Raw genomic sequence first — 24,419 nt, forward strand, 5'->3', positions numbered from 1 at the left:
CCGTGGCCCGCCGCGCCGGCCCCGGACCAGCCCGCCGCACCGCCCCCGACCCGACCCGCCGCGCCGGCCCCGGGTCCGCCGACCGCGCCGCCCTCGGGTCCGCCGACCGCGCCACCCCCGCCGGAGTCCGGGCGGCCAACCCGCTCGGCCTGGTGGTGCTGCTGGTCGCCCTGCTGGCCGGGCTGGTCGTGTCGATCGGGGTGGCCGTCACCGTCGGGCCGGCCGACATCCCCGTGTCGACGGTCTGGTCGGTCGTGGCCGACCGGCTGGGACTCCCGCACGCCGAGGTGCCGCTGCTGCGCGAGCACATCGTCTGGCGGCTGCGCCTGCCCCGGGTGCTCGGGGCCGCCGCCGTGGGAGGCGGACTGGCGGCCGTCGGCGCGGTGATGCAGACCGTCACCCGCAACCCGCTGGCCGACCCGTACCTGCTCGGGGTCTCCTCGGGGGCGTCGCTCGGCGCGGTCGCGGTCCTCGTCCTGGGCTTCGGCAGTGGGGTCGCCGCGCTCACCGGGGGCGCCTTCGCCGGGGCACTGGCCGCGTTCGCGGTCGTGGCCGCGGTGGCCGGCCGGCGGGCGGCACTGGCCCCCACCAGGGTGGTGCTGGCCGGCGTGGCCGTCGCGCAGCTCTGCGGGGCGGCGACCTCGTTCGTCATCATCTGGGTCGCCGACCCGCACGCCACCCAGAGCATCACGTTCTGGCTCTCCGGCTCGTTGGCCCGCGTCGACTGGGCCGCCCTGGCCTGGGCCGCGCCGGTCCTGGCCGCCGTGCTCGCCCTGGTGGCGGCGTACGCCCGCACGCTCAACGCGTTCGCCTTCGGCGAGGACGCCGCGGCGACCCTCGGCGTCCCCGTCGCCCGGGTCCGGTGGCTGCTGCTGGTCGCCACCGCGCTGCTCACCGCGGCGCTGGTCGCCGTCAGCGGCGCGGTGGGCTTCGTCGGGCTGATCCTGCCGCACGCCGCCCGGTTCCTCACCGGGGCGGACCACCGGCGCCTGCTGCCCGTCGTCGTCCTCGCCGGGGCGATCTTCCTGGTCTGGGTGGACACCGCCGCGCGGACCCTCTTCGCGCCCCGGGAGCTGCCGGTCGGCGTGCTGACGGCCCTGCTCGGGGTGCCCGCCTTCGTGGTCCTGCTGCACCGCCGGAAGGTGCGTGGCTGATGCTCACCGTCACCGGCGTGTCCTGGTCCGTCGCGGCCCGGCGGATCCTCGACGACGTCACCTGCGCGGTGCCGGCGGGCAGCCTCGTCGGGCTGCTCGGCCCCAACGGCTGCGGCAAGACCACCCTGCTGCGGATCGTCGCCCGGCTCGCCGCGCCGGACGCCGGGCTGGTCACGGTCGGCGGCGACGACGTCGCCGCCCTGCCCCGGGTCACGCTGGCCCGCCGGACGGCGCTGCTCGCCCAGCACGCCGACACGGACCTGGACCTCACCGTCGGCGAGGTGGTGCTGCTCGGCCGTACGCCCCACCGCGGCTCGCGCTGGTCCGACAGCGGCGCCGACCGCGCCGCGGCGGCCGACGCGCTGGCCCGGGTGGACCTGGACGGGTACGCCGGGTGCCGCTGGCACACCCTCTCCGGCGGCGAGCGGCAGCGGGTGCAGCTGGCCCGCGCCCTGGCCCAGCAACCGCTGCTGCTGTTGCTCGACGAGCCCACCAACCACCTCGACATCGGCCACCAGCTGCACCTGCTGCACCTGGTCCGCCGCTCCGGGGTCACCACCCTGGCCGCGCTGCACGACCTCAACCTGGCCGCCATGTTCTGCGACGCGGTGGTCGTCCTGGCCGCCGGGCGGGTCGTCGCCGCCGGTACGCCCGCCGAGGTCCTCACCCCCGGGCTGCTCGCCGACGTCTACGGGGTGCGGGCCGACGTCGCGACGCACCCGGGCACCGGGCGGCCCGCCATCACCTACCACCCGCCCGCGCCATGACCGTCGCCGCGTGAGGCGCCCTCAGTCGGGCCCCGCGCGTCGGACCCGACCGTCGCCGGGGGCGGCGGAACCATCAGGGCCGGCGGGATCGGCGCGGCCGGCGGCGGCCAGGAAGGAGTTGTAGCGGGCCAGGTCGTCCGGCTCGCCGGTGGCCTCGGCGCGGGCGGCGGCCCGGTCGAGGCGGGCCTGTTCCCGCCGGTCGGCGCGGATCCACTGGCGGACCAGCACGACCAGGACGACCGCGGCGGGGATCTCCCCGAACGCCCAGGCGATGCCCGCGCCCAGCCGCTGGTCCTCCATCAGCGACGACGCCCAGTCCGGGTGCACGGCGACGTACCAGTCCGGGGCGATGAGGCTGGTGGTCTGCATCAGCACGAGGCCGAAGAAGCCGTGCGCCATCATCGACGCGAGGTGGATGATCACCAGGAGGGGGTGGGCGAGCCTCGGCCGGCCCGGGTCGACCCCGATGAGCACCCAGAACAGCAGGTACCCGGCGACCACGAAGTGCGTGAGCATGGCCAGGTGCCCGAGGTGGGAGCGCATCAGCGCGCCGAGCAGGTCGCTGAGGTAGAGACCGAAGAGGCTGCCGGCGTAGATGCCCAGCGCGACCAGGGGGTGGGTGAGCAGCCTCGCGGGCCGGCTGTGCAGCGCCAGCAGCAGCCACTCCCGGGCCCCACGGACCTGCGGGTCGGTGGGGCGGCGCAGGGCGCGCAGGGCGAGGGTGACCGGGGCGCCGCCGACGAGCAGGATCGGCACCAGCATCGACAACACCATGTGCTGCACCATGTGGGCGCTGAACAGCACGTACGCGTAGCGGGCCACGCCCAGGTTGGTGACGGCGGCCAGCAGCAGCAGACCGGCCGACCAGCTCGCGGTCCGGGCCAGCGGCCAGCGGTGCCCGGCCCGGTGCAGCCGCCACACCCCGGCCAGGTAACCGCCGATGCCGAGGACGGTGAGGGTCAGGAAGAACATGTCCGGCAGCGGCTGGCCCACCAGGCGTTCCGGGGTCGGCGCGGCGGGCATCGGGAAGCCGAGCAGCTCGGTGATCGGGTCGGCGTCGAGGGGGTCCTGCGCCACCGGGGTGGGGCTGCGGGACAGCGCCACCGCCAGCCCGACGGTGGCGGCGAACACGACCACCTCGCCGGCGGCCAGCCGGGCGAACGCGCCGCGCCGGCCCGCGCGCAGGGCCGGCAGGGTCCGCGACCGGTGCACGGCGCCCAGGGTGCCCAGGACCGCCAGGGCGACGAGCTTGCCGAGGACCAGCCAGCCGTACCGGGACTGCCAGAGCTGGGAGACGTCGCCGAGGCGTACGGCGGCGTTGGCCGTTCCGCTCACCGCGACGGCCACGAAGCAGCCCAGGGCGAGGCGGCCGTACCGGCCGGCGGCGTCGGCCAGTTGCCGGCTGCGGCGGACCATCAGCAGCGCCACCAGGCCGCCGACCCAGAGGGCGGCGGCCAGCACGTGCAGGGCGAGGCTGGACACCGCGATCTGGTGGTTGCCCGCCCCGGCGGCGTGCCCGGTGAACGCCGGCGGCAGCACCCCGACCAGCGCGATCAACGCCGTCGCGGCGGCGAGCCCACGCGAGACGCCCACCCGGGCCAGCACCGCCACCGCCAGCGCCAGCCCCGCCTGGAGCAGCAGCGCCCGCCCCTGCGAGATCGAGGAGGCGAAGCTGACCACGGTGGGGACGCCGAGCTCGTCCACGGGGACGCCGAGCAGGTCCGAGACCGTCAGCACGATCAGCGTCACCGCGGTCACCGCCCAGCCCGCCGCCGCCGCGCCCGCGCGGCGCAGCAGCAGCCAGCCGTACGCCGAGACGCTGCGCCCGTCGCCGGGCAGCAGGAAGGCCGCCGTCACCACCATGCCGACCGTCAGGGTGGCGAGGCCGTCGGCGAGCAGCCGGACCACGGGCAGCGCCCACGTCGTGACCGGCCCCGGGTCGGGCAGCCCGGGGATCGCGACCGCGAGCGCGTCGCCGGCACGCAGGCCGAGCAGGAGTACGGCCACCGCCGACGCCACGGCCGCGACGGGTACGAGCCACCCGCCACGCCCCCGGGAGCCGGGACGGAGGTCGGGGCCGGGCGTGGCCGCGACCGGGGCGACGGCGGCAAGCCGGTCGTCCACGTTGGCGTCACCCGCCGTAGTCGCCACGGGCTCGGCGCCCGGGCCCCGGACGGGCTGGGCGGGGCGGGAAGTGGTGTCTGGCACGTCGGTGTCCCTTGGGTTCGGGGAGGGCGGCGGTTCGCGGCCCTGGGCAGGTGCCGGGGCTCCGAGGGTCGGGGTGCTGCCGGTCAGCGGGTCTCGCGGCGCCGGCGCAGCAGCAGCGCGCCCCCGCCGAGGACGGCCACCAGGACCCCGGCGGCCAGCAGCACGGCGCCCGTCCCGGGGCCGCCCGAGCCGGTCGCCGAGGCGGCGGCGGGTCCGACCGACACGGCGGCCGGCGGCGCGGTGGCGGCCGTCGGTGCGGTGGCGGACGATGCGGCGGCGGTCGGCGGGGTGGCGGTCGCCCCGCCGGCGGTGTCGACGCCGCCGGCGACGGTGAACCGGTACGACCCCTGCACGGGATGCCCGTCGGCGGAGACGATCCGGTAGGCCACGGTGTAGGTGCCCTCGCCCAGCGTCTCGTCGACGGTCACCGTGCCCTTCGTCCCGTCGACGGCGGGCGCACCGGTGGGGACCTTCCGCCGGGCGGCGTCGGTCAGCGCGATGGTGGTGAAGGTCGGGTCGAGCCGCTGGGCGAACTCCAGCGTGAGCTTCGTCGGCGGGGTCGTCAGGCGGTCGCCCTCGGCGGGGCTGGCGGCCCGCAGCGTGTTGTGCGCGGCGGCGGGGGCGGCCGGTACGAGCAGCAGCGCGGCGGCGGCCAGCGCGGCGGCGACGAGGGCCGCGGCGGTCGGGCGGCGGAACCGGGTGTGCATGTCTGGTGCTTCTCCTGAATGGTGGTGGTGGTCAGCCGAGCGGTCGGCGGCCGAGGCAGCCGCCCTCGGGGCAGGCCGGGCGGGGAGCCGGGGATGTTCCGACCCGGGCGGGCACCTCGGCCCGGAGCCCGGTCAGGCCGCGCGGCGGTCGGAGACGCGCGCGGAGCCGGGATACGGCGACGGGAGCAGCCGCAGCCCCGGCGACTCCGTGGGCTCGTCGGCGGGCAGGCTCCAGCGGGGCTCGTCCGGACGGCTGCGCCGCGCCGGGCCGTCGGGGCGCAGCCCCGGGCGGGACATGGCGACGACGATGACGTAGCCCGCGAGCAGGAAACCGTGGCTGACCAGCCGGGCGGTGTCCACCCGCCCGGTCAGCAGGTCGTTGACCGAGAGCAGCGCAAGCATGCCGACGAAGGCGCTCAACATCGGCACCAGCCCGGTCGGCGGCGTGCGCCGGGCCGCGACGAAGAGGAAACCCGCGCCCACGGCGACGTTCCACGCCGCCGACTCGTGCCACAGGTGCCCCGACATCAGCCCGCCGGCCGCCGCGTGCGCGTGGGCGCTCGCCGTGCCGCGCCCGATCTGCGCCAGGCCCAGCACGAGTTGCAGTGCCCCGACCAGCCCCAGGACCGCCCGCAGGGTGAGCACGACCCGCTCCCGCCGGCGACGCGGAGCGGGGGTGGGCAGCGCGCCGAGGATGACGTCGGTGCGGTCGTCACCGGCGACGGCGACCGACAGTCGGGCCCGGCGGGTCACCGCCGTGGCCCGGTCGTACCACGTCCGGCAGCCGCCGCAGCCGGCCAGGTGGGCCGCCACCGCCGTCCGCTCGGCCGCGGTCTCCTCCCCGTCCAACTGCGCCGACAGCACCTCACGCCACTGCTCACACCCCATGTACCGGTAGTCGTCCCGGACCCGTCGTTGGTTCCCGCGCGGTTTCGTGGACCATCGCCTTCCCGCAGGTCAGGGCGGGCAGGCGGCTCAGCCGGTGGCGTCGCCGCCCCGGCCCGTGTCCGGCTCCGACCAGCTGCGCACGGCGGCGACCAGATCCTCCCGGGCCCGGGCCACCCGGGAGCGGATGGTGCCCACCGGGCAGCCGCACACCTCCGCTGCCTCGGCGTAGGACAGGCCGAGAACCTGGGTGGCGACGAACGCCTCCCGCCGGTCCCTGGGCAACGCCGCGATGAGGCGTTCGAGCACGACCTGCCGGTCGAAGCCGCTGCGCGCCGGGTCGGGGACGTCGTACCCGTCCGGCATCGGCACCGTGCGCGGCCGTGACGTCACGGTGCGGACGTGGTCCGCCGCGACCCGGCGGGCGATGGCGAGCAGCCACGTCCGCGTCGAGGAGCGCCCGGCGTACGACGGCAGCGACCGCATCGCCCGCAGGAAGGTCTCCTGGGTCAGGTCGTCCGCCTCGCGGGGCGCGACCAGCGCGGCGAGGAAGCGGCGGACCTGCTGCTGCGTCGCCCGAACGAAGCAGGCGGCGGCCGCCCGGTCACCCCGGCCGGCGGCCAGCGCCCACGCGGTCAGCTCCGCGTCGTCAGCCATCCGGCACCTCCGTGTCGGGCCGCCGGAGAGCGGGTGCCCCCGACGACAATCACGACAGGTCGTAGTAGTGACTGGTCGGCAGCGTACCGCAGGCGGCCCGGTGGTGGCCCTCCCCGACGTCCCGCCTCCGGGTGCCACCGCGCCCGTCGCCGGGGCTGTCTAGCATGGACGGCCCCCGCCCGACCGTCGAAGCAGGCAGCCCATGACCGGTACGGTTTTCGAGAACGCCCGGATCCACACGCTCGACCCCGCCCGCCCGCACGCCGAGGCGATGCTGGTACGCGGCGAGCGGATCGTCGCCGTCGGAGACCTCGACGAGTGCCGCGACCGCGCCGGCGCCGGGGCGCGCCGGGTCGACCTCGCCGGGATGGCCGTGCTGCCCGGGCTGATCGACAGCCACCTCCACTCGGCGCTCTACGTGCGCGGCCTGGAGCAGGTGGACCTGCGCGGTACGACGAGCCTCGACGAGGCGTTGACGCGGATCGGGCGGCACGCCGCCACCCTGCCGCCCGACGCCTGGCTCTTCGGGGGACGCTGGGACAGCCACAAGTGGGACCGGCCGGTGCAGCCGACCCGGGCCGAGCTGGACCGCGTCTGCCCGGACCGGCCCGCCGTGCTGCCCAGCATCGACGGGCACACCACCTGGGTCAACACGGCCGCCCTCCGCCGGCTCGGCATCGACGCCGACACCCCCGACCCGGTCGGCGGGCAGATCGTCCGCGACGAACGCGGCGAGCCGACCGGCATCCTGCGGGAGGCGGCGGGGGACGCGGCGTACGACGTCATGCGCTCCTCGCTCGCCGGCGACCTGGTCGCGCAGTTGCGTACCCACCTGCCCCGGCTGCTCTCCGTCGGCCTGACCAGCATCCACGACCTCGACGGTATGGACTGCCGGGCCGCCTACGAGACCCTGTACGCCCGGGGCGAGTTGCCGCTGCGGGTGCACAAGTCCATCCCGTCGACCGCGTTGGACGAGGTGATCGACCGGGGCTGGGCGACCGGCGACGGGGACCGCTGGCTCAGCACCGGCCCGGTCAAGATCTTCACCGACGGGGCGCTCGGCTCGCACACGTGCCTGATGACCGAGCCGTACGAGGGCGAGCCGCACAACCACGGCATCGCGGTCACCCCGGCGGAGGAGTTCGAGCGGCTGGTGGCGAAGGCGGCCGGGGCCGGCATCGCCGTCGCGGCGCACGCCATCGGCGACGCGGCGAACCAGATGGTGCTGCGGGCGTACGCCAACTGGCAGGAGTCGGCGCGTACCAACCCGACGGTCGCCGGGGCGGTACGGCGGCTGCGGCACCGGATCGAGCACACCCAGCACCTGCGCCCGGCGGACGTGCCGCTGCTCGCCCGGCTGGGCGTGACCGCCTCGATGCAGCCCACCCACTGCACCAGCGACATCCCCCTGACCAGCCGGATGCTCGCCGGCCGGGACCTCGCCTCGTACGCCTGGCGCAGCCTGCTGGACGCCGGCGCGACGGTGGCGTTCGGTTCGGACGCCCCGGTGGAGGACCCGGATCCGTTCTTCGGCATCCACGCCGCGGTGACCCGGCAGCAGCCCGACTGCACCCCGCCCGGCGGCGTGGACCCGCACGAGCGGGTGGATCTCGACACGGCGCTGCGCTGCTTCACCGAGGCCGGCGCGTACGCCTCCTACGAGGAGCACCTCAAGGGGCGGCTGACCCCGGGGATGCTCGCGGACTTCATCGCGCTGCCCACCGACCCGTACCGGGTCGAGCCGGCGGCTTTGCGCGACCTCACGGTGGCGCTCACCGTGGTCGGCGGGGTCGTGCGCTGGCAGCGCTGACCGGACCCGCCGCCGGCCGCCGGGGCGGGGCCGGCGGTCAGGCGGGCCGCTCGGGCCGCAGGTCGACCACCAGCGCCGGGCCGCTCCGGCGACCGCCGCCGGGGCGTCGGGTCAGCGCGACCACGGCGTCCGCGGCACGCGGGGAGCGCAGCGCCTCGTCGGTCAGCCGGCGCGATCCGGCGCCGTCGGCGGCCGGGGCGACCGCCAGTCGCCGGGCGCCGGCCGGCGCCTCCGCCACGCTCGTCGGCACCGTCCCGGCCAGGCCGAGCGGGCCGGCGTCGGGCAGGTCCCCGGGACGGGTCGCGTCCCCGGCGTGCGCGGCGACGTCCGGGCCGCCGCGGCGCAGCAGGGTGACGCGCCCGTCGGGGGAGACCTCCACCAGGGTGGCGGCGAGGTAGCCGCCCGGGGCGATGTCCCGCACGAGGTGGTCGAGGGCCCCGGCGATCCGCGGCAGCGATCCTCCGCCGCGCAGGGCCTCGTCGCGGAAGGCCGACTCCAGCGCCCGGGTGTGCTCCGGGCGGGCCAGGGTGGCGCCGTGCGCCACGCCGACGAGGACGCGCAGGCCGCCCCGGCGCAGCGGTACCGCCGCGGCGACCTCCCCCGGGGCGCGGCAGACGGCCAGCGCGGCGCGGCCCGTGCCGGCGGGCATGGTGAACACGGCGACGTCGCGCGGCGCGGGCACGCGGGCGACCGCGCGCTCCTCGCGGCGTCGCCTGGCCCAGGCCAGCAGCGGTACGGCGGCCAGGCTCGCCACGGAGGCGCCGAGCGCCCACGGGTCGGCGCGGTGCCCGGGTACGACGGGGACGACCACGGACGCCGCCAGCAGGGCGGCCGCCCAGGCAGAGACCAGCGCCGCCACCCGGGGGCGGGTGGACACGCCGAGCAGCCCCGGAAGCAGCACCCAGCCGAGCGGCGTGCTCACCTCGGCCACACCCATCACGAGGGCGTTGCCCGTCGCCCCGGCGAGCGCCGTCCGGGTCGACACCAGCAACCCACTCCGCATCGTCCCACCCATCCGTCGTCTTCGATCTCGGGCGTCGTCCGGCGTGCCCGGGTGCGCGTCGTCCGCCCTGTTCGCCAGGCCGCCAAGGGTATCCGGAGGGTGGGCGATCGCCTCCTGATCATGATAGGCAGGGGGAGCGCGGGCGACGACGCCGTCACATCGGCCGCCGTGGATCTCCGCGCGCGGGAGGTCGACGACCGCTCGGCGGGCGCGGGCACGCCGCCGACCCCGTATCGGCAATATGCAGATTCGCTCCTTACCGGTTAGGGTTGGCTAACCGGCTGTCGAGCTCTGGGGAGGGTATGTGCTGGTTCTGGTGGCGGTCCACGCACTCGCAGCCGTGATCGCCCCGGGACTGATACGTATCTGGGGGCGACGGGCCCTCTACCTGGTGGCCCTGGCCCCGGCCGCGACCCTGGTCTGGGCGCTGACCCGGACCGGGACGGTCCGCTCCGGCACCCCGGTCGTCGAGACGGTCACCTGGGTCCCGCAGCTCGGCCTGGAGATCGCCCTGCGGATGGGCACCCTGGCCTGGTTGATGGTGGTGCTCGTCGGCGGGGTCGGGGCGTTGGTGCTCGCCTACAGCGCCCGCTACTTCCGCTCCGACGACCCGGGCCTGGGCCGCTTCGCGGCCGTCTTCGTCGCCTTCGCCGGGGCGATGCTCGGCCTGGTGGTCTCCGACGACCTGCTGCTGCTGTACGTGTTCTGGGAGCTGACGACCGTCCTCTCCTACCTGCTGATCGGCAGCGACCCCACCAGACGCGCCAGCCGGCGCGCCGCCATGCAGGCGCTGCTGGTGACCACCCTGGGCGGCCTGGCGATGCTCGCCGGGTTCGTCATGCTCGGGCAGCACGCCGGCACCTACCGCTGGTCCGAGATCGCCACGGACCTGCCCGGCGGCGGCTACCTGGCCGTGGCCCTCGTGCTGATCCTGCTCGGCGCGCTGAGCAAGTCGGCGATCTTCCCCTTCAGCTTCTGGCTGCCCGGCGCGATGGCCGCGCCCACCCCGGTCAGCGCCTACCTGCACGCCGCCGCGATGGTCAAAGCCGGTGTGTTCCTCGTCGCGCTGATGGGACCGGCCGTGGTCGGGGTCACGCCGTGGCGGCCCGTGCTGCTGGCCGGTGGGCTGATCACCATGTTCCTCGGCGGCTGGGCGGCGCTGCGGCAGGCCGACCTGAAGCTGCTGCTGGCCTACGGCACGGTCAGTCAGCTCGGCCTGCTGATGGTGGTCCTCGGCGCCGGCACCCGCGACACCGCGCTGGCCGGCGCGGCGATGGTGCTGGCCCACGCGCTGTTCAAGTCCACCCTGTTCCTCGTCGTCGGGGTCGTCGACCACGTCGCCGGCACCCGTGACCTGCGCGAACTCAGCGGCCTCGGGCGGCGGGCACCGGCGCTCGCGGCGGTGGCCGGCCTCGCGGCGGCCTCCATGGCCGGCCTTCCGCCGCTGGCCGGATTCGTCGCCAAGGAGGCGGCGGTCGAGGCGTTCCTGCACGGCGGCACCGCCGACCTGGTGGTGCTCGCCGGCGTGGTGCTCGGCTCGGCGCTGACCGTGGCGTACACGCTGCGCTTCGTCTGGGGCGCGTTCGCCACCAAAGGCGACGTGCCCGCCACCCAGGCCCGGCCGGTCCGGTGGCCCTTCCTCGCGCCGGCCGTCGTGCTCGCCGCCGCAGGCCTGGCGGCGGGGCTCTTCGCGCCCGCCGTCGACAAGGTCCTCGCCCCGTACGCGGACCTGTACCCGAGTGCCGAGCCCGGCTACCACCTCGCGCTGTGGCACGGGCCGACCCTGGCGCTGGGCCTGTCGGCGCTGGCGGTCGCCGGCGGTGTGGGGCTGTTCCTCCTGCGGCACCGGGGGCGGCTGGGCCCGGCGGCCCGCCTGCCCTTCGACGGGGCCGCGGTCTACGACCGGCTCATCGGCGGCGTGGACCGGCTCGCGGTGGAGCTGACCGGCGCCACCCAGCGCGGATCCCTCCCGTTCTACCTCGGCGTCATCCTGCTGGTGTTGATCGCCTTGCCGGGTGGGGCGCTGCTGGCCGGGATGCCCTGGCCGCAGCGGTTCCAGCTGTGGGACACCCCGTTGCAGGCCGTCGCCGCCGCGGTGGTGATCGTGGCCGCCGTGGCCGCCGCCCGCGCCCGGCGCCGACTGACCGCGATGATCCTCGTCGGCGTCGCCGGCTACGGCACCGCGCTGCTGTTCATCCTGCACGGCGCCCCCGACCTGGCCCTGACCCAGTTCCTGGTGGAGACCGTCACGATCGTCATGTTCGTGCTGGTCCTGCGCCACCTCCCCGCCAAGTTCTCCGAGCGGCCCATCCGGTCCAGCCGGCGCGGTCGCATCGCGCTCGGCGTCGCCGTGGGCGTGGTCACCGCCGGCATGGCGTACGTCGCGGCCGGAGCGCGGATCGCCACCCCGATCTCCGTCGACTTCCCCGACGAGGCCGTCTCCTACGGCGGCGGCAAGAACATCGTCAACGTGACCCTGGTGGACATCCGGGCCTGGGACACCATGGGCGAGATCGCCGTCCTGGTGGTGGCCGCCACCGGCGTGGCCAGCCTCATCTTCCGCCACTCCCGGGACCTCGACCTGCGCAGGGGCATCCCCGGCGTCGGCCGCACCGAGTCGGCGCGGCCCCGCTGGCTCACCACCGGCGCCACCACCCGCCAACAGTCGGTCATCCTCCAGGTCGTCACCCGGCTGCTGTTCCACGCCATCGTGCTCTTCTCGATCTACCTGCTCTTCTCCGGGCACAACGCCCCGGGCGGCGGCTTCGCCGCCGGGCTGGTCGCCGGGCTCGCGCTGGCCGTGCGCTACCTGGCGGGCGGACGCACCGAACTCAACGGGGCCGCCCCCGTCGACGCCGGCGCGGTGCTCGGCGCCGGGCTGTTCGTCGCGGTCGGCACGGGCGTCGCCGCGATGCTGCTGGGCGGGGAGTTCCTCCAGAGCGCCCTGCTGGACCTGCACCTGCCGGTCCTCGGCCACGTCCACTTCGTCACGTCGGTCTTCTTCGACGTCGGCGTCTACCTCATCGTCGTCGGCCTGGTCCTGGACATCCTGCGCAGCCTGGGCGCGGAGATGGACCGCCAGCAGGAGACCGACCAACGCGAGACCGAACAGGCCGACGACCGGACGAAGGAGCTGGTGTGAACCCGAACCTGACCTACGTCCTCGTGGTCGGTGTCCTCTTCGCCGCCGGGGTGACGCTGCTGCTGGAACGCAGCCTCACCCGGGTGCTGATGGGCGTCATCCTGCTCGGCAACGGCGCCAACCTCCTGCTGCTCACCGGCGGCAGGGCCGGCGGGCCGCCGATCGTCGGCACCACCGCCGAGGGGGACATGAGCGACCCGCTGCCCCAGGCCATGGTGCTGACCGCGATCGTCATCACCCTCGGCATGACCGCGTTCCTGCTTGCCCTGGCGTACCGCAGCTGGCACCTCAACGGGCACGACGAGGTGCAGGACGACGTCGAGGACCGCCGGATCATGGAGCTGGCCGACCGGGACGAGGGGCCGGGCACCGCCGACACCGACGCCGGAGACGGTGACGGCGACGTCGCCCTGGTCACCGTGCCCGCCGACGACGCCACGGCGAGCCCGGCCGGGGACGCGGGGAGGGGCCGATGACCTGGCTCGTACCCCTGCCGGTGGTGATGCCGCTGCTCGGCGCGGCCCTGACGCTGCTGCTCGTCGGCCGGCCCCGCGCCCAGCGCTGGGTCAGCCTCACGGTCCTCGCCGCCACCGTCGCCGTGGCGGCCACGCTGCTGGTCCGCTCCTCCGTCGACGGGCCGCTGGTCGTCGAGGTCGGCGGCTGGGTGGCGCCGCTGGGCATCGTCCTGGTCGCCGACCAGCTCGCCGCGCTCATGCTCGTCGTCTCCGCCGCCGTCACCCTCTGCGTGCTGGTCTACTCGATCGGGCAGGGCACGGCCGACGGCAACGAGGAGACGCCGCTGTCGGTCTACCACCCGACCTACCTCGTGCTGACCGCCGGCGTGTGCAACGCCTTCCTCTCCGGCGACCTGTTCAACCTCTACGTCGGCTTCGAGATCCTGCTGGTGGCCAGCTACGTGCTGTTGACCCTCGGCAGCACGGAGACCCGGATCCGGGCCGGCACCACGTACGTCGTGGTCAGCCTGCTCTCGTCGCTGATCTTCCTGGTCGCGATCGGCCTGGTCTACGCGGCGACCGGCACGCTCAACCTGGCCCAGCTCGTCGACCGGCTCGACGCGCTGCCGGACGACCTGCGGCTGGTGCTGCAGGGGATGCTGCTGCTCGCCTTCGGCATCAAGGCGGCCGTGTTCCCGCTGTCGGCCTGGCTGCCGGACAGCTACCCGACCGCCCCGGCCCCGGTCACCGCGGTCTTCGCCGGCCTGCTCACCAAGGTCGGCGTGTACGCGATCATCCGCACCGAGACGCTGCTGTTCCCCGGCGGGCGCACCGCCGACCTGCTGCTGGTGGTGGCGGCGCTGACGATGGTGGTGGGCATCCTCGGCGCGGTCGCCCAGTCCGACGTCAAACGGCTGCTGTCGTTCACCCTCATCAGCCACATCGGTTACATGCTCTTCGGCGTCGGCCTGAGCACCTCCCTCGGGCTGTCCGCGGCGATCTTCTACGTGGTGCACCACATCACCATCCAGACGACCCTGTTCCTCGCCGCCGGCCTCGTCGAACGCCGTGGCGGGAGCACCGCCCTGGACCGCCTCGGCGGGCTGGCCCGACTCTCGCCGCTGCTGGCCGTGCTGTTCTTCGTACCCGCGCTCAACCTCGCCGGCATCCCACCGTTCTCCGGTTTCCTCGGCAAGCTCGGCCTCGTCCAGGCCGGCGTGGACGACGGCGGCGCGCTGGCGTGGACGCTCGTCGCCGGCGGGCTGCTCACCAGCCTGCTCACCCTCTACGCCATCGCCCGCGTGTGGAACCTCGCCTTCTGGCGCGCCCCGCACCCGGACATGCCGGAGGCCGGCGACGCCGTCCGGGCCGCCCGCACCGACGGCGCCGAGCAGCCGCGCCGGGCACCGGACCCCGAAGGGTCGGGCGTCGTGCTGCCCCGGCTGATGATCGGGTCGACCGCCGCCCTGGTGGTGCTGGGCCTGGCGCTGACCGCGGTGGCCGGGCCGCTGTTCGACATCAGCACCGACGCCGCCGACGACCTGCTGCGCCGGACCCCGTACGTCGAGGCCGTGTTCCCGGACGGTGCCCCGTGACCGGTGACCGGACGAATCCGACGGGCCCCACCGGGCCGGCGAACCCGCCGCTGACGCGCAGGGCCCGCCGGCGCAACCGGATCGTCGCCGTGACCGGGCTGACCAGCGTCTGGGTCCTGCTGTGGGGCACCCTCTCCTGGGCCAACGTGATCAGCGGGCTGGTGCTCTCCGTCGTGCTGCTGGCGGTGTTCCCGCTGCCGCCGGTGACCTTCGCCGGGCGGATCCGCCCCGTGCCGCTCGCCCGGTTCTGGGTGCGGTTCCTGCGGGACCTCGTGGTCGCCTCCGCCCAGATCGCCTGGCTGGCGATGCGGATCGGGCACCCCCCGCTCAGCGCGATCATCGCCGTACCGCTGCGGGTCAACACCGACCTCAACCTCACGCTGACCGCCGAGGCGCTGTCCCTGGTGCCCGGCAGCCTCATCATCGAGGCCGACCGGACGACCGGCACCCTCTACGTGCACGTCATCGGCGTCCGCAGCCGCGAGGAGGTGGAGCGGTTCCGGCAGGGCGTGCTCGACCTCGAAGCGCGGATCGTCGCCGCCATCGGCTCGCCCGACGAACTGCGCCGCGTGACGCAACCCCACGCCGCCGGCCTCTCGGAGCCGGCCCACCCGGAAGGGGTACCCAGTTGACCGTCGTCGCCGTGACCGTCGCCGCGCTGCTCGCCGTGGCCGTCGGACTGACCCTCGTCCGCATCATCCGCGGACCGTCCATCCTCGACCGCGCCGTCGCCACCGACGTCCTGCTCGCCGTCGTCGTCGCCGCCATCGCCACCGAGGCCGCCTACAGCCGCGACGCCACCGCGCTGCCCGTGCTGGTCGTCCTCGCCATCCTCGGGTTCGTCGGCTCGGTCAGCGTCGCCCGGTTCGCCGCCCGGAGGAACGACAAGTGACGCTCGACGCCGTCCTCGACGTCACCGCCGGCGTCTGCCTGATCGCCGGCGCGCTGCTCTGCGTCGCCGCCGGGGCGGCGCTGCTGCGCTTCCCCGACCTGCTCGCCCGGATGCACGCGGCGGCCAAGCCCCAGGTGCTCGGCCTGCTGCTCGTCCTGCTCGGCTGCGCGCTGCGCCTGCGTACGGGGGTGGACATCACCACCCTCGTGCTCGTCGGCGCCTTCCAGCTCGCCACCGCGCCCGTCGCGGCGCACATGGTGGGCCGGGCCGGCTACCCGCACGACGAGATCCGCCGCGACCTGCTGATCACCGACGAACTCGCGCCCCACCTGGACCGCATCAGCTCCGGCCGATCCTGACCGGAGGGCCGCGGCAGCTCTCCGGGGGGCGCGGCCGGCCGGGACGACTCGCGGGGACGGATCGAGGCCCGTTCCGGGCCGGGCCCGTCACGATCGGCGTCCGACCGGACATGGGATGGACGTGACCTCCGCGACCGAGCACGAGGACCATTTCCGACGCGTCTACGCCGACGGCTTCGAGCCGCTGCTGGCGTACGCCCTGCGGCGCGTCGAGCACCCCGAGGACGCGGCCGACGTGGTCGCGGAGACCTTCCTCGTGGCCTGGCGGCGCAGACACGAGATGCCGACGGACGCCGAGACCCGGCTGTGGCTGTACGGCGTCGCCCGGCGTGTGCTCGCCAACCACCACCGCAGTGGCAGACGCCGGCAGCGGCTGGGCGAGCGGCTACGGCAGGGGATCACGGCCGCGATCGCCGCCGACCCGGGCAGTGAGGTGCCGGAACGGCTCACCGTCCGGGCCGCGCTGGCCCGCCTGTGCGAGCTGGACCGGGAGGTGCTGATGCTGACCGTCTGGGAGGGGCTGGAGCCCCGTGAGGCGGCGGCGGTCCTCCGGGTGAGCCCGGCCGTGGTCCGTACCCGCCTCTCGCGCGCCCGGGCCAGGCTGCGCGACCTCGTCCGTGACGACCCCGACCCACCCGGACATGTACTCGACGTCCTGACCGCACCCACCCCGAAGGAGGACCGATGACCGAGGAGCACCTCGACCGGATGGTTCGAGACGCCGACCCCTACCGACCCGATGTCGTCGGGCACCTGGACGGGGCGAAGCAGATCCTCCTGGAGGAGATCATGTCTGAGCCGAGGCTCGATCGCGTCGTCGAATCACCGCCACCACGCTCCCGGATGGGGCGCGGCACGGTCCGCCGCTTCGCCGGCGCGCTGACCGCCGCCGCCGTCCTCACCAGCGTCCTCGCCGTCTCCACCGTGTTCCGAGAGCGTCCGGACGACAGCCAGGCCCCTCCCACGGACGCCGCCAGCGCGGGTGCCCCCGTCGTCTACTCGCCCGTGGCGATGAAGGCCGCCGAGGGGAACCCGCGGCTGCTCATCGACCAGCCGGGCTGGAAGGTGACCACCGTCTACGGGTTCACCGAGCAGCAGGGCACCATCGCGTTCAGCAGCGGTGGGCGCCAGTTGGAGATGAACTGGTACCCGGCCGCACAGTACGAGGGCTTCCACGCCGACCGGCGCAACGTCAGCCCCCCGAAGGCGGTACGGGTCGACGGCTGGCCGGGTGACCTGTTCCGCTACAGCTCCGACGACTTCGCGGTCATGCTCCGCCCCCGCGACGGTGTCTTCGTCGAACTCCGTACCGGAGGAGGCTGGAGCCGGGACGACTTCGACGGGGTCCTCGCCGACATCGTCCGCGTCGACGTACGCACCTGGCTGGCCGCGCTTCCGGCGGAGATCGTCACGCCTGGGCGGGTGGACGAGCAGGCGGCCAAGGTGCTCGCCGACGTGCCGCTTCCGCCGAACTTCGACCCCACCGCGCTGGGTGACGTCGGCACCAACGACTCCTACCAGTTCGGCGCACAGGTGACCTCCCGGGTCGGCTGCGCATGGATCGCCGAATGGCTACGCGCGAAGCGGGTCGGCGACGCCGCCGCACTCCAGCGGGCCGGCGACGCCCTGCGCAGCAGCCACAACTGGCGGGTGCTGCACCAGATGAACGACGAGGGCGACTGGCCGGAGGTGTTCTGGGAGATCGCCGACAAGGTCGCCGCCGGAAACCCGCCGCCCGCGTACGCCCAGGGGTTGGGCTGCGCCTGAGCGCCTCGACCGTCCCGACGCCGGCACTCGCAGCGTGAGTGCCGGCGCGGCCGAACGTCCAGGCCGGCGTCGAGTGGTGCTCCATCGGTGGCGTCATGTGTTGTCGCTGAACCGGGGCGGGCGCCGCGTCAGCAGCGGTGGGAGCCACCGGCTCAGCACCGACCTACGTCAAGGCGCGGGACATGGGCAAGCTGGAAGCGCCTCGCGAACCCGGACCGGGACCATGGTTGGTACGGCGACGAGGTTCGAGCCGTCATGGTCCACACGGCAGGCGCCCGCTGTCGGTGAGGTCTGGTGGCCGAATGGATACCCCGGGTAGTTTCAGCTCTCCAGCACATTCATTGCCTTCGACGGAAAGTCGGCTACGTGTCGCACCTCGAGAACATCGCCGGTGAACTGCGGGCGCTGCTGACCGGTGTCGAAAGAGCGCAGGGACTGACGGCCGCCGCTGACAGCCAGGCGCAGGAGGTCGCCCTGCGGGCTGTGGGGGCCGGCTTCGTCGCCATGGCAGCGGGCATGGCCCGGGTGCGCAGCGCGATCACGGGAATCCAGGGCCGCCTCGGCAGCCTCTCCGGTTCGATCGGTGAAGCGACGAAGGCCACCGCAGGCGTCCCGCACGAACCCACCCCACAGGAGACGATCTCCGGGCTGACACCGGTCCAGGCCGCGGTGGACAGCGCACGCGACGCGATGGCCGGAACCATCGCCCAGATCGGTCAGACACAGCAACTCGTCGCCATGGTCCTTCAGGGCGGGCAGCCTGGCCCGCTACTGCACACGCTGGAGAGCATCAAGCAGGTCCTGGTGCTGGTGGCCCAGCGCACCGGCACCGTCCGGCAACACATCGAAACGGCGGTCGCCGAAGCACGACAGCTGGGGTCCTCGGGAAACTGACCGGGGCTGGCGGTCCCGTACCGGCCAGCCCCGCCCTTCCCGACAACGGTGCTACATCCTCGACCGCTCCTGCCCCGGGTGACGCTTCTACTGATCGCAGCCCCACAGTCGATCCTTGGAGCAGGCGATCCACCGGCGTGCCCGGTGGATCGCCGACAGGACCGCGGACCAAGGTCTCGCCCAACCAGAAGTCCGTGGTGGCGCAACGCTCGGTTCAGCTCGAGAACGAGTGCGCCGACACGATTGCCGACAAGGGTTACCGTCTTCACCAGAACCCCACCAAGCAGGAGGTGGCAGACGCTCGCGCCCACACGCGTGACGCTGGTGACCCGGACAAGAATCCTGATTACCTCATCGAGGGCCACGTCTTCGATTGCTACTCTCCCTCTGCGTCCAAGCCGGTGCGGGGCATCTGGAGCGAGGTTTCGCAAAAGGTCGACGAGCAGCAGACGCAGCGTGTGGTGCTGAACCTTCAGGACTGGCGTGGAGATCTCGTAGCCCTGCGCAAGCAGTTCGACGACTGGCCCATAACGGGGCTGAAGGAACTGGTCGCGGTGACACCAGGGCATGCGATCGTGCAGATCGTGCGCCGGGACTGAAGGGGGGCCGCGGACGTGGCTGTCGAGTTCCGATTGACGCTGGCGGGTGACATCCCTCTGGAGCAGATGGCTGAACTCGCTGCTCCTGAGGCCACCGAGAAGCCGACGCTTCCCGGTCAGTCACGACTTCTCAGCGCCGACCTCTACGAACAGCGCGGCTACGCGGTCAGCATCACTGCGGGTAGCCACGGCTACTACGACGCCGAGGACGACGACGGCTCCCGCTGGGAGTGGGAACCGGACACCTATGTCAACGTCGGCTTCCGCATGCGAGCCGACGACATGGGCGACAAAGGCATCCCGAACATGCTCGCGACCGTGGCCCGTGTGCTGGACGATCGAGCCGAGGACGCCGCACTGGTACAGGACGGCAACTGGCTGCTGTTGACGCGGGTCGCAGGAACCCTGCGCAAGCACAACCCGGCCCTGTGGCACGACGGAGCTTTCGACAACATCCCTCCCGGCGAGTGACCCTGCCCAAAGGCCTCGTGCCCGTTTGCTGCCGTTAGTCACAGCGGTTGCAGGCATGCAGCGCACCTACAGGCCGTCGGAATGAGGTGTCCGGCGCGCTGGGGTGAATTACTCGGTGGGCAGTTTCTGCGCGGTGGTGTCCGATTCCTGCGAGGCGGCCCATGAGGCGAGCAGGCGCAGCGCGTCCTCGGACGGTGAGTCGGGTTCGGCGGCGTAGATGGTGAGGGTGAGGCCGGGTTCGGCGGCCATCTCCAGGCCCTCGTAGGCGAGGGTGAGGTCGCCGACGATGTGGTGGTGGAACCGTTTCGCGCCGGTGCCGTGGTGCCGGACGTCGTGGGTTCCCCAGCGGGTGCGGAACTCGGCGCTGCGGGTGGACAGCTCTCCGATGAGGTCGTGCAGGTCCTTGTCCCGCGGGTCGCGGCCGGCCTCGGTACGCAGGATGGCGACGCAGACGTCGGCGGCGGAGTCCCAGTCGGGGTAGAAGTCGTGGGCGTTGTCGTCGAGGAACGTGAACCGGGCGATGTTCGCCGGGCGCTGCGGGTCGGCGTACGCCTGGGCGTAGAAGGCTCGGGCGAGCTGGTTGGCGGCGAGCAGGTCCATGCGGCCGTTGCGGACGAACGCGGGGCCGGCGGTGACGGCGTCGAGGGTCCACTGCAGGCTGCGGTGCGGGGTCCACTGCCTGGTGCGGCGGCGCCGGGGCTTCAGCAGAGCGCTGCCGTCGGCGGCGCGGGCGAGGTCGAAGAGGTGTGCCCGTTCGGCGTCGTCGAGCTGTAGGGCGCGGGCGACCGCGTCGAGCACGCTGGCGGACACCCCGGCCAGGGCGCCGCGTTCGAGCTTGGAGTAGTACTCGATGCTGACCCCGGCCAGGGCGGCGACCTCGGTGCGGCGCAGCCCGGGGACGCGGCGGTTGGTCCCGGCGGGCAGGCCGGCCTGCTCGGGCGTGATCTTGGCGCGGCGCGAGACGAGGAACTCGCGGACCTCGGTGCGGTTGTCCACGGCTCCGACGGTACGTCGCGTGGCGCGGCGGTGGGGTGCCCTGTCGGTACACCCTTCAGCAGGAACTCCCTGTTCGGCGGGATCCGCGCTTTGCTGGTGGCCGTTGTCCCGTGGCCGGCCGCGCGACCCGCTGGCCGGCCTGGGAAACGTGGTCAGAGTCCAAGCTGAGACAGAGGAGAACCGCCATGCGTGGTGCCGTCCTGCACGCCCCTGGTGACGTCCGGGTCGAAGGGCTCGACGAGCCACGGATCCTCGCGCCCACGGACGCGGTCGTCCGGCTCTCCGCGGCCTGTGTCTGCGGCTCCGACCTGTGGCCGTACCGGGGGATCGAGAAGCTCGACGGGCCGCGGCCGATGGGGCACGAGTACGTCGGTGTGGTCGAGGAGGTCGGCGGCGACGTCCGTACGGTGCGGCCGGGGCAGTTCGTGGTCGGCTCCTTCTTCGCCTCCGACAACACCTGCGAGACCTGCCGGTCCGGATACCAGAGCGCGTGTGTCCACCGGGAGGGCATCGGCGGGGCCCAGGCGCAGTACCTGCGCGTACCCCTGGCCGACGGCACCCTGGTCGCCACCCCGGACATGCCGTCGGACGACCTGGTCCCGAGCCTCCTGACCGCCTCCGACGTCCTGGGGACCGGCTGGTTCGCCGCGGTGGCCGCCGAGGTCGGCCCGGGCCGGACGGTCGCGGTGGTCGGGGACGGCGCCGTCGGGCTGCTCGGCGTCCTGGCGGCCCGGCAGCTCGGCGCCGAGCGGATCATCGCGATGAGCCGGCACGAGCCACGGCAGAAGCTCGCCATCGAGTACGGGGCGACCGACATCGTCACCGAGCGCGGCGCCGACGGGGTGGCGCGGATCAAGGACCTGACCGGCGGCTTGGGCGCGCACTCGGTCATCGAGGCGGTCGGCACCCAGGAGTCGATGATGCAGGCCATCGGCGCCACCCGCCCGGGCGGGCACGTCGGCTACGTCGGCGTCACCCACGACGTGCGGCTGCCCGGCATGGAGCTGTTCTTCTCCCACGTACACCTGCACGGCGGGCCCGCACCCGTGCGCCGCTTCCTGCCCGAACTGGTCGACCTGATCACGAGCCGGCAGATCGACCCCGGCAAGGTCTTCGACCTCGACCTGCCCCTCGACCGGGCGGCCGAGGCGTACCGGGCCATGGACGAGCGTCGCGCCATCAAGGTGCTGCTACGTCCGTGATCCTTCGCGCCGCCCGACAGCGACGGCGCATCAGCGCGGGAGAGTGCAGGGCGGTCCCACCGTCACCATCGCTCGCGCCGGCTGGCACCGCGAGCAGATTCAACGCCGCACGGGAGGGAAGCCAGCCGGTGGCCCCGCAGCTTCCGCAGCGGGCTGCGAGGCCATGACGAGCACCGGCGCCACCGCCCCCGACGACGAGGAGCAGACCATGACCGCCACCGGCAAGACCGCCGACTACGAGGGCAAGGTCGCCTTCGTCACCGGCGCGGCCAGCGGCATCGGCCGCGCCACCGCACTGGCGTTCGCCCGCGCCGGCGCCAGCGTCACCGCCGCCGACGTCTCCGAGCCAGGCGTCCGGGAAACCGCGCGCATGATCGAGGAACTCGGCGGTCGGGCGCTCGCCGTCCGGTGCGACGTCACCTCGTCCCACGACGTGACCGCCGCCCTGGCACAGACCGTCGAAACGTTCGGTCGCCTCGACGTCGCCTTCAACAACGCCGGCGTCGAGCAGCCCGTCACGCCCACCGCCGACATTACCGAGGACGACTGGGACCGGACCGTCGCGATCAACCTGCGCGGCGTGTTCCTGTGCATGAAGCACGAGATCCCGCTGCTGCTCCAGCACGGCGGTGGCGCGATCGTGAACACCTCCTCCGGCGCCGGGGTCGTCGGCATCGCGGGACAGGCCGCCTACACCGCCGCCAAGCACGGCGTCGTCGGGCTCACCAGGTCCGCCGCCCTCGACTACGCCCGTTCCGGCGTACGCATCAACGCCGTCTGCCCCGGCATCGTCGCCACCGAGATGATGGACCGCTTCACCGGCGGCACTTCCGAAGGACGCGACCGCGTCATCGCCCAGGAGCCGATCGGACGCATGGGCACCGCCGACGAGATCGCCGCAGCCGTGCTCTGGCTCTGCTCGGACGCCGCGGCCTTCGTCATCGGCCACGCCATGGTCATCGACGGCGGACAGACCGTCGGGCCGGCATGAGCCCGAGGCCACGGCCTTCGATTACCCGCGAGGTGAGGACGGCCCGCCCCGAGCCGGCGCCGTCCGGCCGCAGGGTTCCCTCCACGGACGCGGTTCCGCTCCGTCAGCCATCACCGCCTTGAGCGGCTGGTCTCTAGGAAGCCTGGCGGACGGGCATGTCGGCCCGCCAGACGTCGGCCAGGTCGCTGAGGGGGACGTCGAGGGCGTGGCTGAGGCCGACCACGGTGCCGAACGCCGGTGCGGGAAGGCGGCCCGCCTCGATCTTGCGCAGCGTCTCGGGGGAGATGCCGGCTGCCAGGGCCACCTCGACGAGGCTGCGGCCCGCCCGCGCGGCCCGGAGGGCAGCTCCGAGGCGCTGGCCCGCTGCGATCTGTTCGGCGGTGAGTGGTTGGCGCACCATGCCAGCAGGATACCCCCGGAGCGTCCCGACCTGGCGTGGTATAAAAATACCGCACAGGGGAGAGGGAGGCTGTCGTGATCGAACTCAAGTCCGCCGAGGAGATCGACCGAATGGCGGTGGCCGGCCAGTTCGTCGGCGAGCTGCTCGCCGAGCTGGGTGGTGTCGCCGCGGTCGGCGTCAACCTGATGGACCTCGAACACCACGCCCGCCGCCGGATCAAGGAGCGCGGTGCCGAATCCTGCTACTGGGACTACGCCCCTTCGTTCGGCCGCGGCCCGTTCCGCAACGTGCTGTGCCTGTCGGTCAACGACGCGGTGCTGCACGGCCTGCCGCACGACTATGTCCTGCGCGACGGTGACCTGCTCAGCATCGACATGGCGGTCGGCATCGACGGCTGGGTCGCCGACTCCGCGCTCTCCGTCGTCGTCGGCACCCCCGACCCGGCAGACCTGAAGCTGATCGAGGCCACCGAGGTCGCACTGGAGGCCGCCATCACCGCCGCCCAGCCCGGCGGCCGCCTCGGTGACATCTCCGCCGCGATCGGCGAGGTCGCCCGCTCCTACGGCTACGGCGTCAACGCCGAGTTCGGTGGCCACGGCATCGGCCGCACCATGCACGAGGCCCCGCACGTGTCCAACGACGGACGCCCCCGCCGCGGCCTGAAACTCGACCCCGGCCTCACCATCGCCATCGAGCCCTGGTTCTGCCGCTCCACCGACAAGATCAAGTTCGACAAGGACGGCTGGACGATCCGCTCCGCCGACGGCTCCCGCACCGCCCACTCCGAACACACGGTCGCCATCACGCCTTCCGGCCCTCGGGTCCTGACCCGCCGCCCCACTCAGGATGCCACCTCGGCCGACCCCACCAGGAAGCCCGCCGCAACCTCCTGACCCGCCGCCAGCCTCGGGGCGTGACCCGGGGCGGCCTGGGCGTGCCGGAGGAACTCGCCTCAGGGGTTCCGAGGACCGGCGGAGCGGGCTGTCGCAGTCACGTCCCGCCCGATGCCGATACGGAAGATCGCACCGTGCCGAAGAAGACCGTCGTGGACAAGGTTCTGTGCTACGTGGTGGGGGAGGGACGGTTGCTCGTCTTCCGTCACACGGACCACAGCTACGAGGAGGTGGGCATCCAGGTGCCGGGCGGCAGCGTCCGCCCGGGTGAGGACCCGGCGGACGCGGCGCTGCGCGAGGCCCGCGAGGAGACCGGACTGACGGGCTTCACCGTCGTGCGCAAGCTGGGGGAGGTCGAGTACGACATCAGCCCGCTCCGATTCGAGATCCAGCGTCGTCACGTCTTCGAGCTGGCGCTGCATGGGGCGACGCCCGAGCGGTGGGGCGAGCCGGGAAGACCACGACGGCGAGCGGGAGCCCACCCGGTTCGAGTGCTTCTGGATACCGTTGGAGGCCGCGCACGTCTGCAATCCGGCCAGGGTGCCCTCTTGGGCCGGTTGTTCGACTGACCA

The 24,419-nt window shown here is 73.9% G+C and carries 25 protein-coding genes; 18 read left to right on the forward strand and 7 right to left on the reverse strand.

Going from position 1 to position 24,419, the window contains the following annotated elements; translation table 11 throughout:
* The first annotated feature begins 2 nt into the window (after positions 1–2).
* Both ACLQ22_RS00345 and ACLQ22_RS00350 read left to right on the forward strand, forming a co-directional pair.
* Positions 3–1,154 carry a FecCD family ABC transporter permease gene (locus ACLQ22_RS00345; RefSeq protein WP_425690534.1) on the forward strand — a complete coding sequence of 384 codons (1,152 nt, stop codon included), beginning with the start codon at positions 3–5 and terminating at the stop codon, positions 1,152–1,154.
* Positions 1,154–1,921 carry an ABC transporter ATP-binding protein gene (locus ACLQ22_RS00350; protein WP_425690535.1) on the forward strand — a complete coding sequence of 256 codons (768 nt, stop codon included), beginning with the start codon at positions 1,154–1,156 and terminating at the stop codon, positions 1,919–1,921. Before ACLQ22_RS00345 ends, ACLQ22_RS00350 begins: the two co-directional genes overlap by 1 nt.
* A gap of 21 nt (positions 1,922–1,942) precedes the next feature.
* Here the strand turns inward: ACLQ22_RS00350 and ACLQ22_RS00355 are convergent, their stop codons facing one another.
* From ACLQ22_RS00355 to ACLQ22_RS00370, 4 genes are all read right to left on the reverse strand, one after another.
* On the reverse strand, positions 1,943–4,129 hold the full coding sequence (locus ACLQ22_RS00355; RefSeq protein ID WP_425690536.1) for a cytochrome c oxidase assembly protein: 2,187 nt from the start codon (positions 4,127–4,129) through the stop codon (positions 1,943–1,945).
* An 83-nt stretch (positions 4,130–4,212) separates the two neighbouring features.
* Complete coding sequence (locus tag ACLQ22_RS00360; RefSeq protein ID WP_425690537.1) at positions 4,213–4,836, reverse strand: copper resistance CopC family protein; 624 nt, start codon at positions 4,834–4,836, stop codon at positions 4,213–4,215.
* Positions 4,837–4,968: 132 nt separating this feature from the next.
* Positions 4,969–5,724, reverse strand: a complete 756-nt coding sequence (locus ACLQ22_RS00365; protein ID WP_425690538.1) for a zf-HC2 domain-containing protein — start codon at positions 5,722–5,724, stop codon at positions 4,969–4,971.
* 87 nt (positions 5,725–5,811) lie between these two features.
* A complete protein-coding gene (locus tag ACLQ22_RS00370; protein ID WP_121396919.1) occupies positions 5,812–6,378 on the reverse strand; it encodes a sigma-70 family RNA polymerase sigma factor in 567 nt (188 codons plus the stop codon).
* 202 nt (positions 6,379–6,580) lie between these two features.
* Between ACLQ22_RS00370 and ACLQ22_RS00375 the strand changes: the two genes are divergently transcribed.
* Positions 6,581–8,188, forward strand: coding sequence for an amidohydrolase (locus ACLQ22_RS00375; RefSeq protein WP_425690539.1), 1,608 nt, complete (start codon positions 6,581–6,583; stop codon positions 8,186–8,188).
* Positions 8,189–8,225: 37 nt separating this feature from the next.
* Here the strand turns inward: ACLQ22_RS00375 and ACLQ22_RS00380 are convergent, their stop codons facing one another.
* Positions 8,226–9,191 carry a hypothetical protein gene (locus ACLQ22_RS00380; RefSeq protein ID WP_425690540.1) on the reverse strand — a complete coding sequence of 322 codons (966 nt, stop codon included), beginning with the start codon at positions 9,189–9,191 and terminating at the stop codon, positions 8,226–8,228.
* A gap of 304 nt (positions 9,192–9,495) precedes the next feature.
* On the opposite strand from ACLQ22_RS00380, the gene ACLQ22_RS00385 reads away from it, so the two are divergent.
* The 11 genes from ACLQ22_RS00385 to ACLQ22_RS00435 all read left to right on the forward strand — a co-directional run bounded on the left by ACLQ22_RS00385 (position 9,496) and on the right by ACLQ22_RS00435 (position 19,365).
* Positions 9,496–12,333 (forward strand): Na+/H+ antiporter subunit A, encoded by a 2,838-nt coding sequence (locus ACLQ22_RS00385; RefSeq protein WP_425690541.1) that lies wholly within the window; start codon positions 9,496–9,498, stop codon positions 12,331–12,333.
* Complete coding sequence (locus tag ACLQ22_RS00390; protein ID WP_416611961.1) at positions 12,330–12,809, forward strand: Na(+)/H(+) antiporter subunit C; 480 nt, start codon at positions 12,330–12,332, stop codon at positions 12,807–12,809. Before ACLQ22_RS00385 ends, ACLQ22_RS00390 begins: the two co-directional genes overlap by 4 nt.
* Complete coding sequence (locus tag ACLQ22_RS00395) at positions 12,806–14,383, forward strand: Na+/H+ antiporter subunit D (RefSeq protein WP_425690542.1); 1,578 nt, start codon at positions 12,806–12,808, stop codon at positions 14,381–14,383. Before ACLQ22_RS00390 ends, ACLQ22_RS00395 begins: the two co-directional genes overlap by 4 nt.
* Positions 14,380–15,015 (forward strand): Na+/H+ antiporter subunit E, encoded by a 636-nt coding sequence (locus ACLQ22_RS00400; protein WP_425690543.1) that lies wholly within the window; start codon positions 14,380–14,382, stop codon positions 15,013–15,015. Before ACLQ22_RS00395 ends, ACLQ22_RS00400 begins: the two co-directional genes overlap by 4 nt.
* Positions 15,012–15,275 carry a monovalent cation/H+ antiporter complex subunit F gene (locus ACLQ22_RS00405; RefSeq protein ID WP_089002241.1) on the forward strand — a complete coding sequence of 88 codons (264 nt, stop codon included), beginning with the start codon at positions 15,012–15,014 and terminating at the stop codon, positions 15,273–15,275. Before ACLQ22_RS00400 ends, ACLQ22_RS00405 begins: the two co-directional genes overlap by 4 nt.
* Positions 15,272–15,634 carry a monovalent cation/H(+) antiporter subunit G gene (gene mnhG / locus ACLQ22_RS00410; RefSeq protein WP_121396912.1) on the forward strand — a complete coding sequence of 121 codons (363 nt, stop codon included), beginning with the start codon at positions 15,272–15,274 and terminating at the stop codon, positions 15,632–15,634. Before ACLQ22_RS00405 ends, mnhG begins: the two co-directional genes overlap by 4 nt.
* 115 nt (positions 15,635–15,749) lie before the next feature.
* A complete protein-coding gene (locus ACLQ22_RS00415) occupies positions 15,750–16,322 on the forward strand; it encodes an RNA polymerase sigma factor (RefSeq protein ID WP_425690544.1) in 573 nt (190 codons plus the stop codon).
* Positions 16,319–17,401 carry a hypothetical protein gene (locus tag ACLQ22_RS00420; RefSeq protein WP_425690545.1) on the forward strand — a complete coding sequence of 361 codons (1,083 nt, stop codon included), beginning with the start codon at positions 16,319–16,321 and terminating at the stop codon, positions 17,399–17,401. The genes ACLQ22_RS00415 and ACLQ22_RS00420 overlap by 4 nt, the downstream gene beginning before the upstream one ends.
* Positions 17,402–17,767: 366 nt before the next feature.
* Complete coding sequence (locus ACLQ22_RS00425; protein ID WP_425690546.1) at positions 17,768–18,295, forward strand: DUF6244 family protein; 528 nt, start codon at positions 17,768–17,770, stop codon at positions 18,293–18,295.
* Between the two features lie 197 nt (positions 18,296–18,492).
* Positions 18,493–18,894, forward strand: coding sequence for a hypothetical protein (locus tag ACLQ22_RS00430; protein ID WP_425690547.1), 402 nt, complete (start codon positions 18,493–18,495; stop codon positions 18,892–18,894).
* Between the two features lie 15 nt (positions 18,895–18,909).
* On the forward strand, positions 18,910–19,365 hold the full coding sequence (locus tag ACLQ22_RS00435; RefSeq protein ID WP_425690548.1) for a SitI3 family protein: 456 nt from the start codon (positions 18,910–18,912) through the stop codon (positions 19,363–19,365).
* 108 nt (positions 19,366–19,473) lie between these two features.
* Here ACLQ22_RS00435 and ACLQ22_RS00440 read toward each other — a convergent pair whose 3' ends face one another.
* Positions 19,474–20,361 carry a helix-turn-helix transcriptional regulator gene (locus ACLQ22_RS00440; protein WP_425690549.1) on the reverse strand — a complete coding sequence of 296 codons (888 nt, stop codon included), beginning with the start codon at positions 20,359–20,361 and terminating at the stop codon, positions 19,474–19,476.
* A gap of 185 nt (positions 20,362–20,546) precedes the next feature.
* Here ACLQ22_RS00440 and ACLQ22_RS00445 point away from each other — a divergent pair, with 185 nt between their 5' ends.
* Both ACLQ22_RS00445 and ACLQ22_RS00450 read left to right on the forward strand, forming a co-directional pair.
* The gene (locus tag ACLQ22_RS00445; protein ID WP_425690550.1) at positions 20,547–21,563 is read left to right on the forward strand and encodes a zinc-dependent alcohol dehydrogenase family protein; all 1,017 of its coding nucleotides are present in this window, start codon (positions 20,547–20,549) and stop codon (positions 21,561–21,563) included.
* A gap of 163 nt (positions 21,564–21,726) precedes the next feature.
* On the forward strand, positions 21,727–22,554 hold the full coding sequence (locus ACLQ22_RS00450) for a glucose 1-dehydrogenase (RefSeq protein ID WP_425690551.1): 828 nt from the start codon (positions 21,727–21,729) through the stop codon (positions 22,552–22,554).
* A 133-nt stretch (positions 22,555–22,687) separates the two neighbouring features.
* On the opposite strand, the gene ACLQ22_RS00455 is transcribed toward ACLQ22_RS00450, so the two are convergent.
* The gene (locus tag ACLQ22_RS00455; RefSeq protein WP_121396910.1) at positions 22,688–22,954 is read right to left on the reverse strand and encodes a helix-turn-helix domain-containing protein; all 267 of its coding nucleotides are present in this window, start codon (positions 22,952–22,954) and stop codon (positions 22,688–22,690) included.
* A 74-nt stretch (positions 22,955–23,028) separates the two neighbouring features.
* Here ACLQ22_RS00455 and map point away from each other — a divergent pair, with 74 nt between their 5' ends.
* Positions 23,029–23,847, forward strand: coding sequence for a type I methionyl aminopeptidase (gene map, locus ACLQ22_RS00460; protein WP_425690552.1), 819 nt, complete (start codon positions 23,029–23,031; stop codon positions 23,845–23,847).
* Between the two features lie 134 nt (positions 23,848–23,981).
* Complete coding sequence (locus ACLQ22_RS00465) at positions 23,982–24,416, forward strand: NUDIX hydrolase (RefSeq protein WP_425690553.1); 435 nt, start codon at positions 23,982–23,984, stop codon at positions 24,414–24,416.
* Positions 24,417–24,419: the final 3 nt, after the last annotated feature.

The sequence above is a fragment of the Micromonospora sp. DT178 genome (genome assembly GCF_049841695.1).
Classification (GTDB): domain Bacteria; phylum Actinomycetota; class Actinomycetes; order Mycobacteriales; family Micromonosporaceae; genus Micromonospora.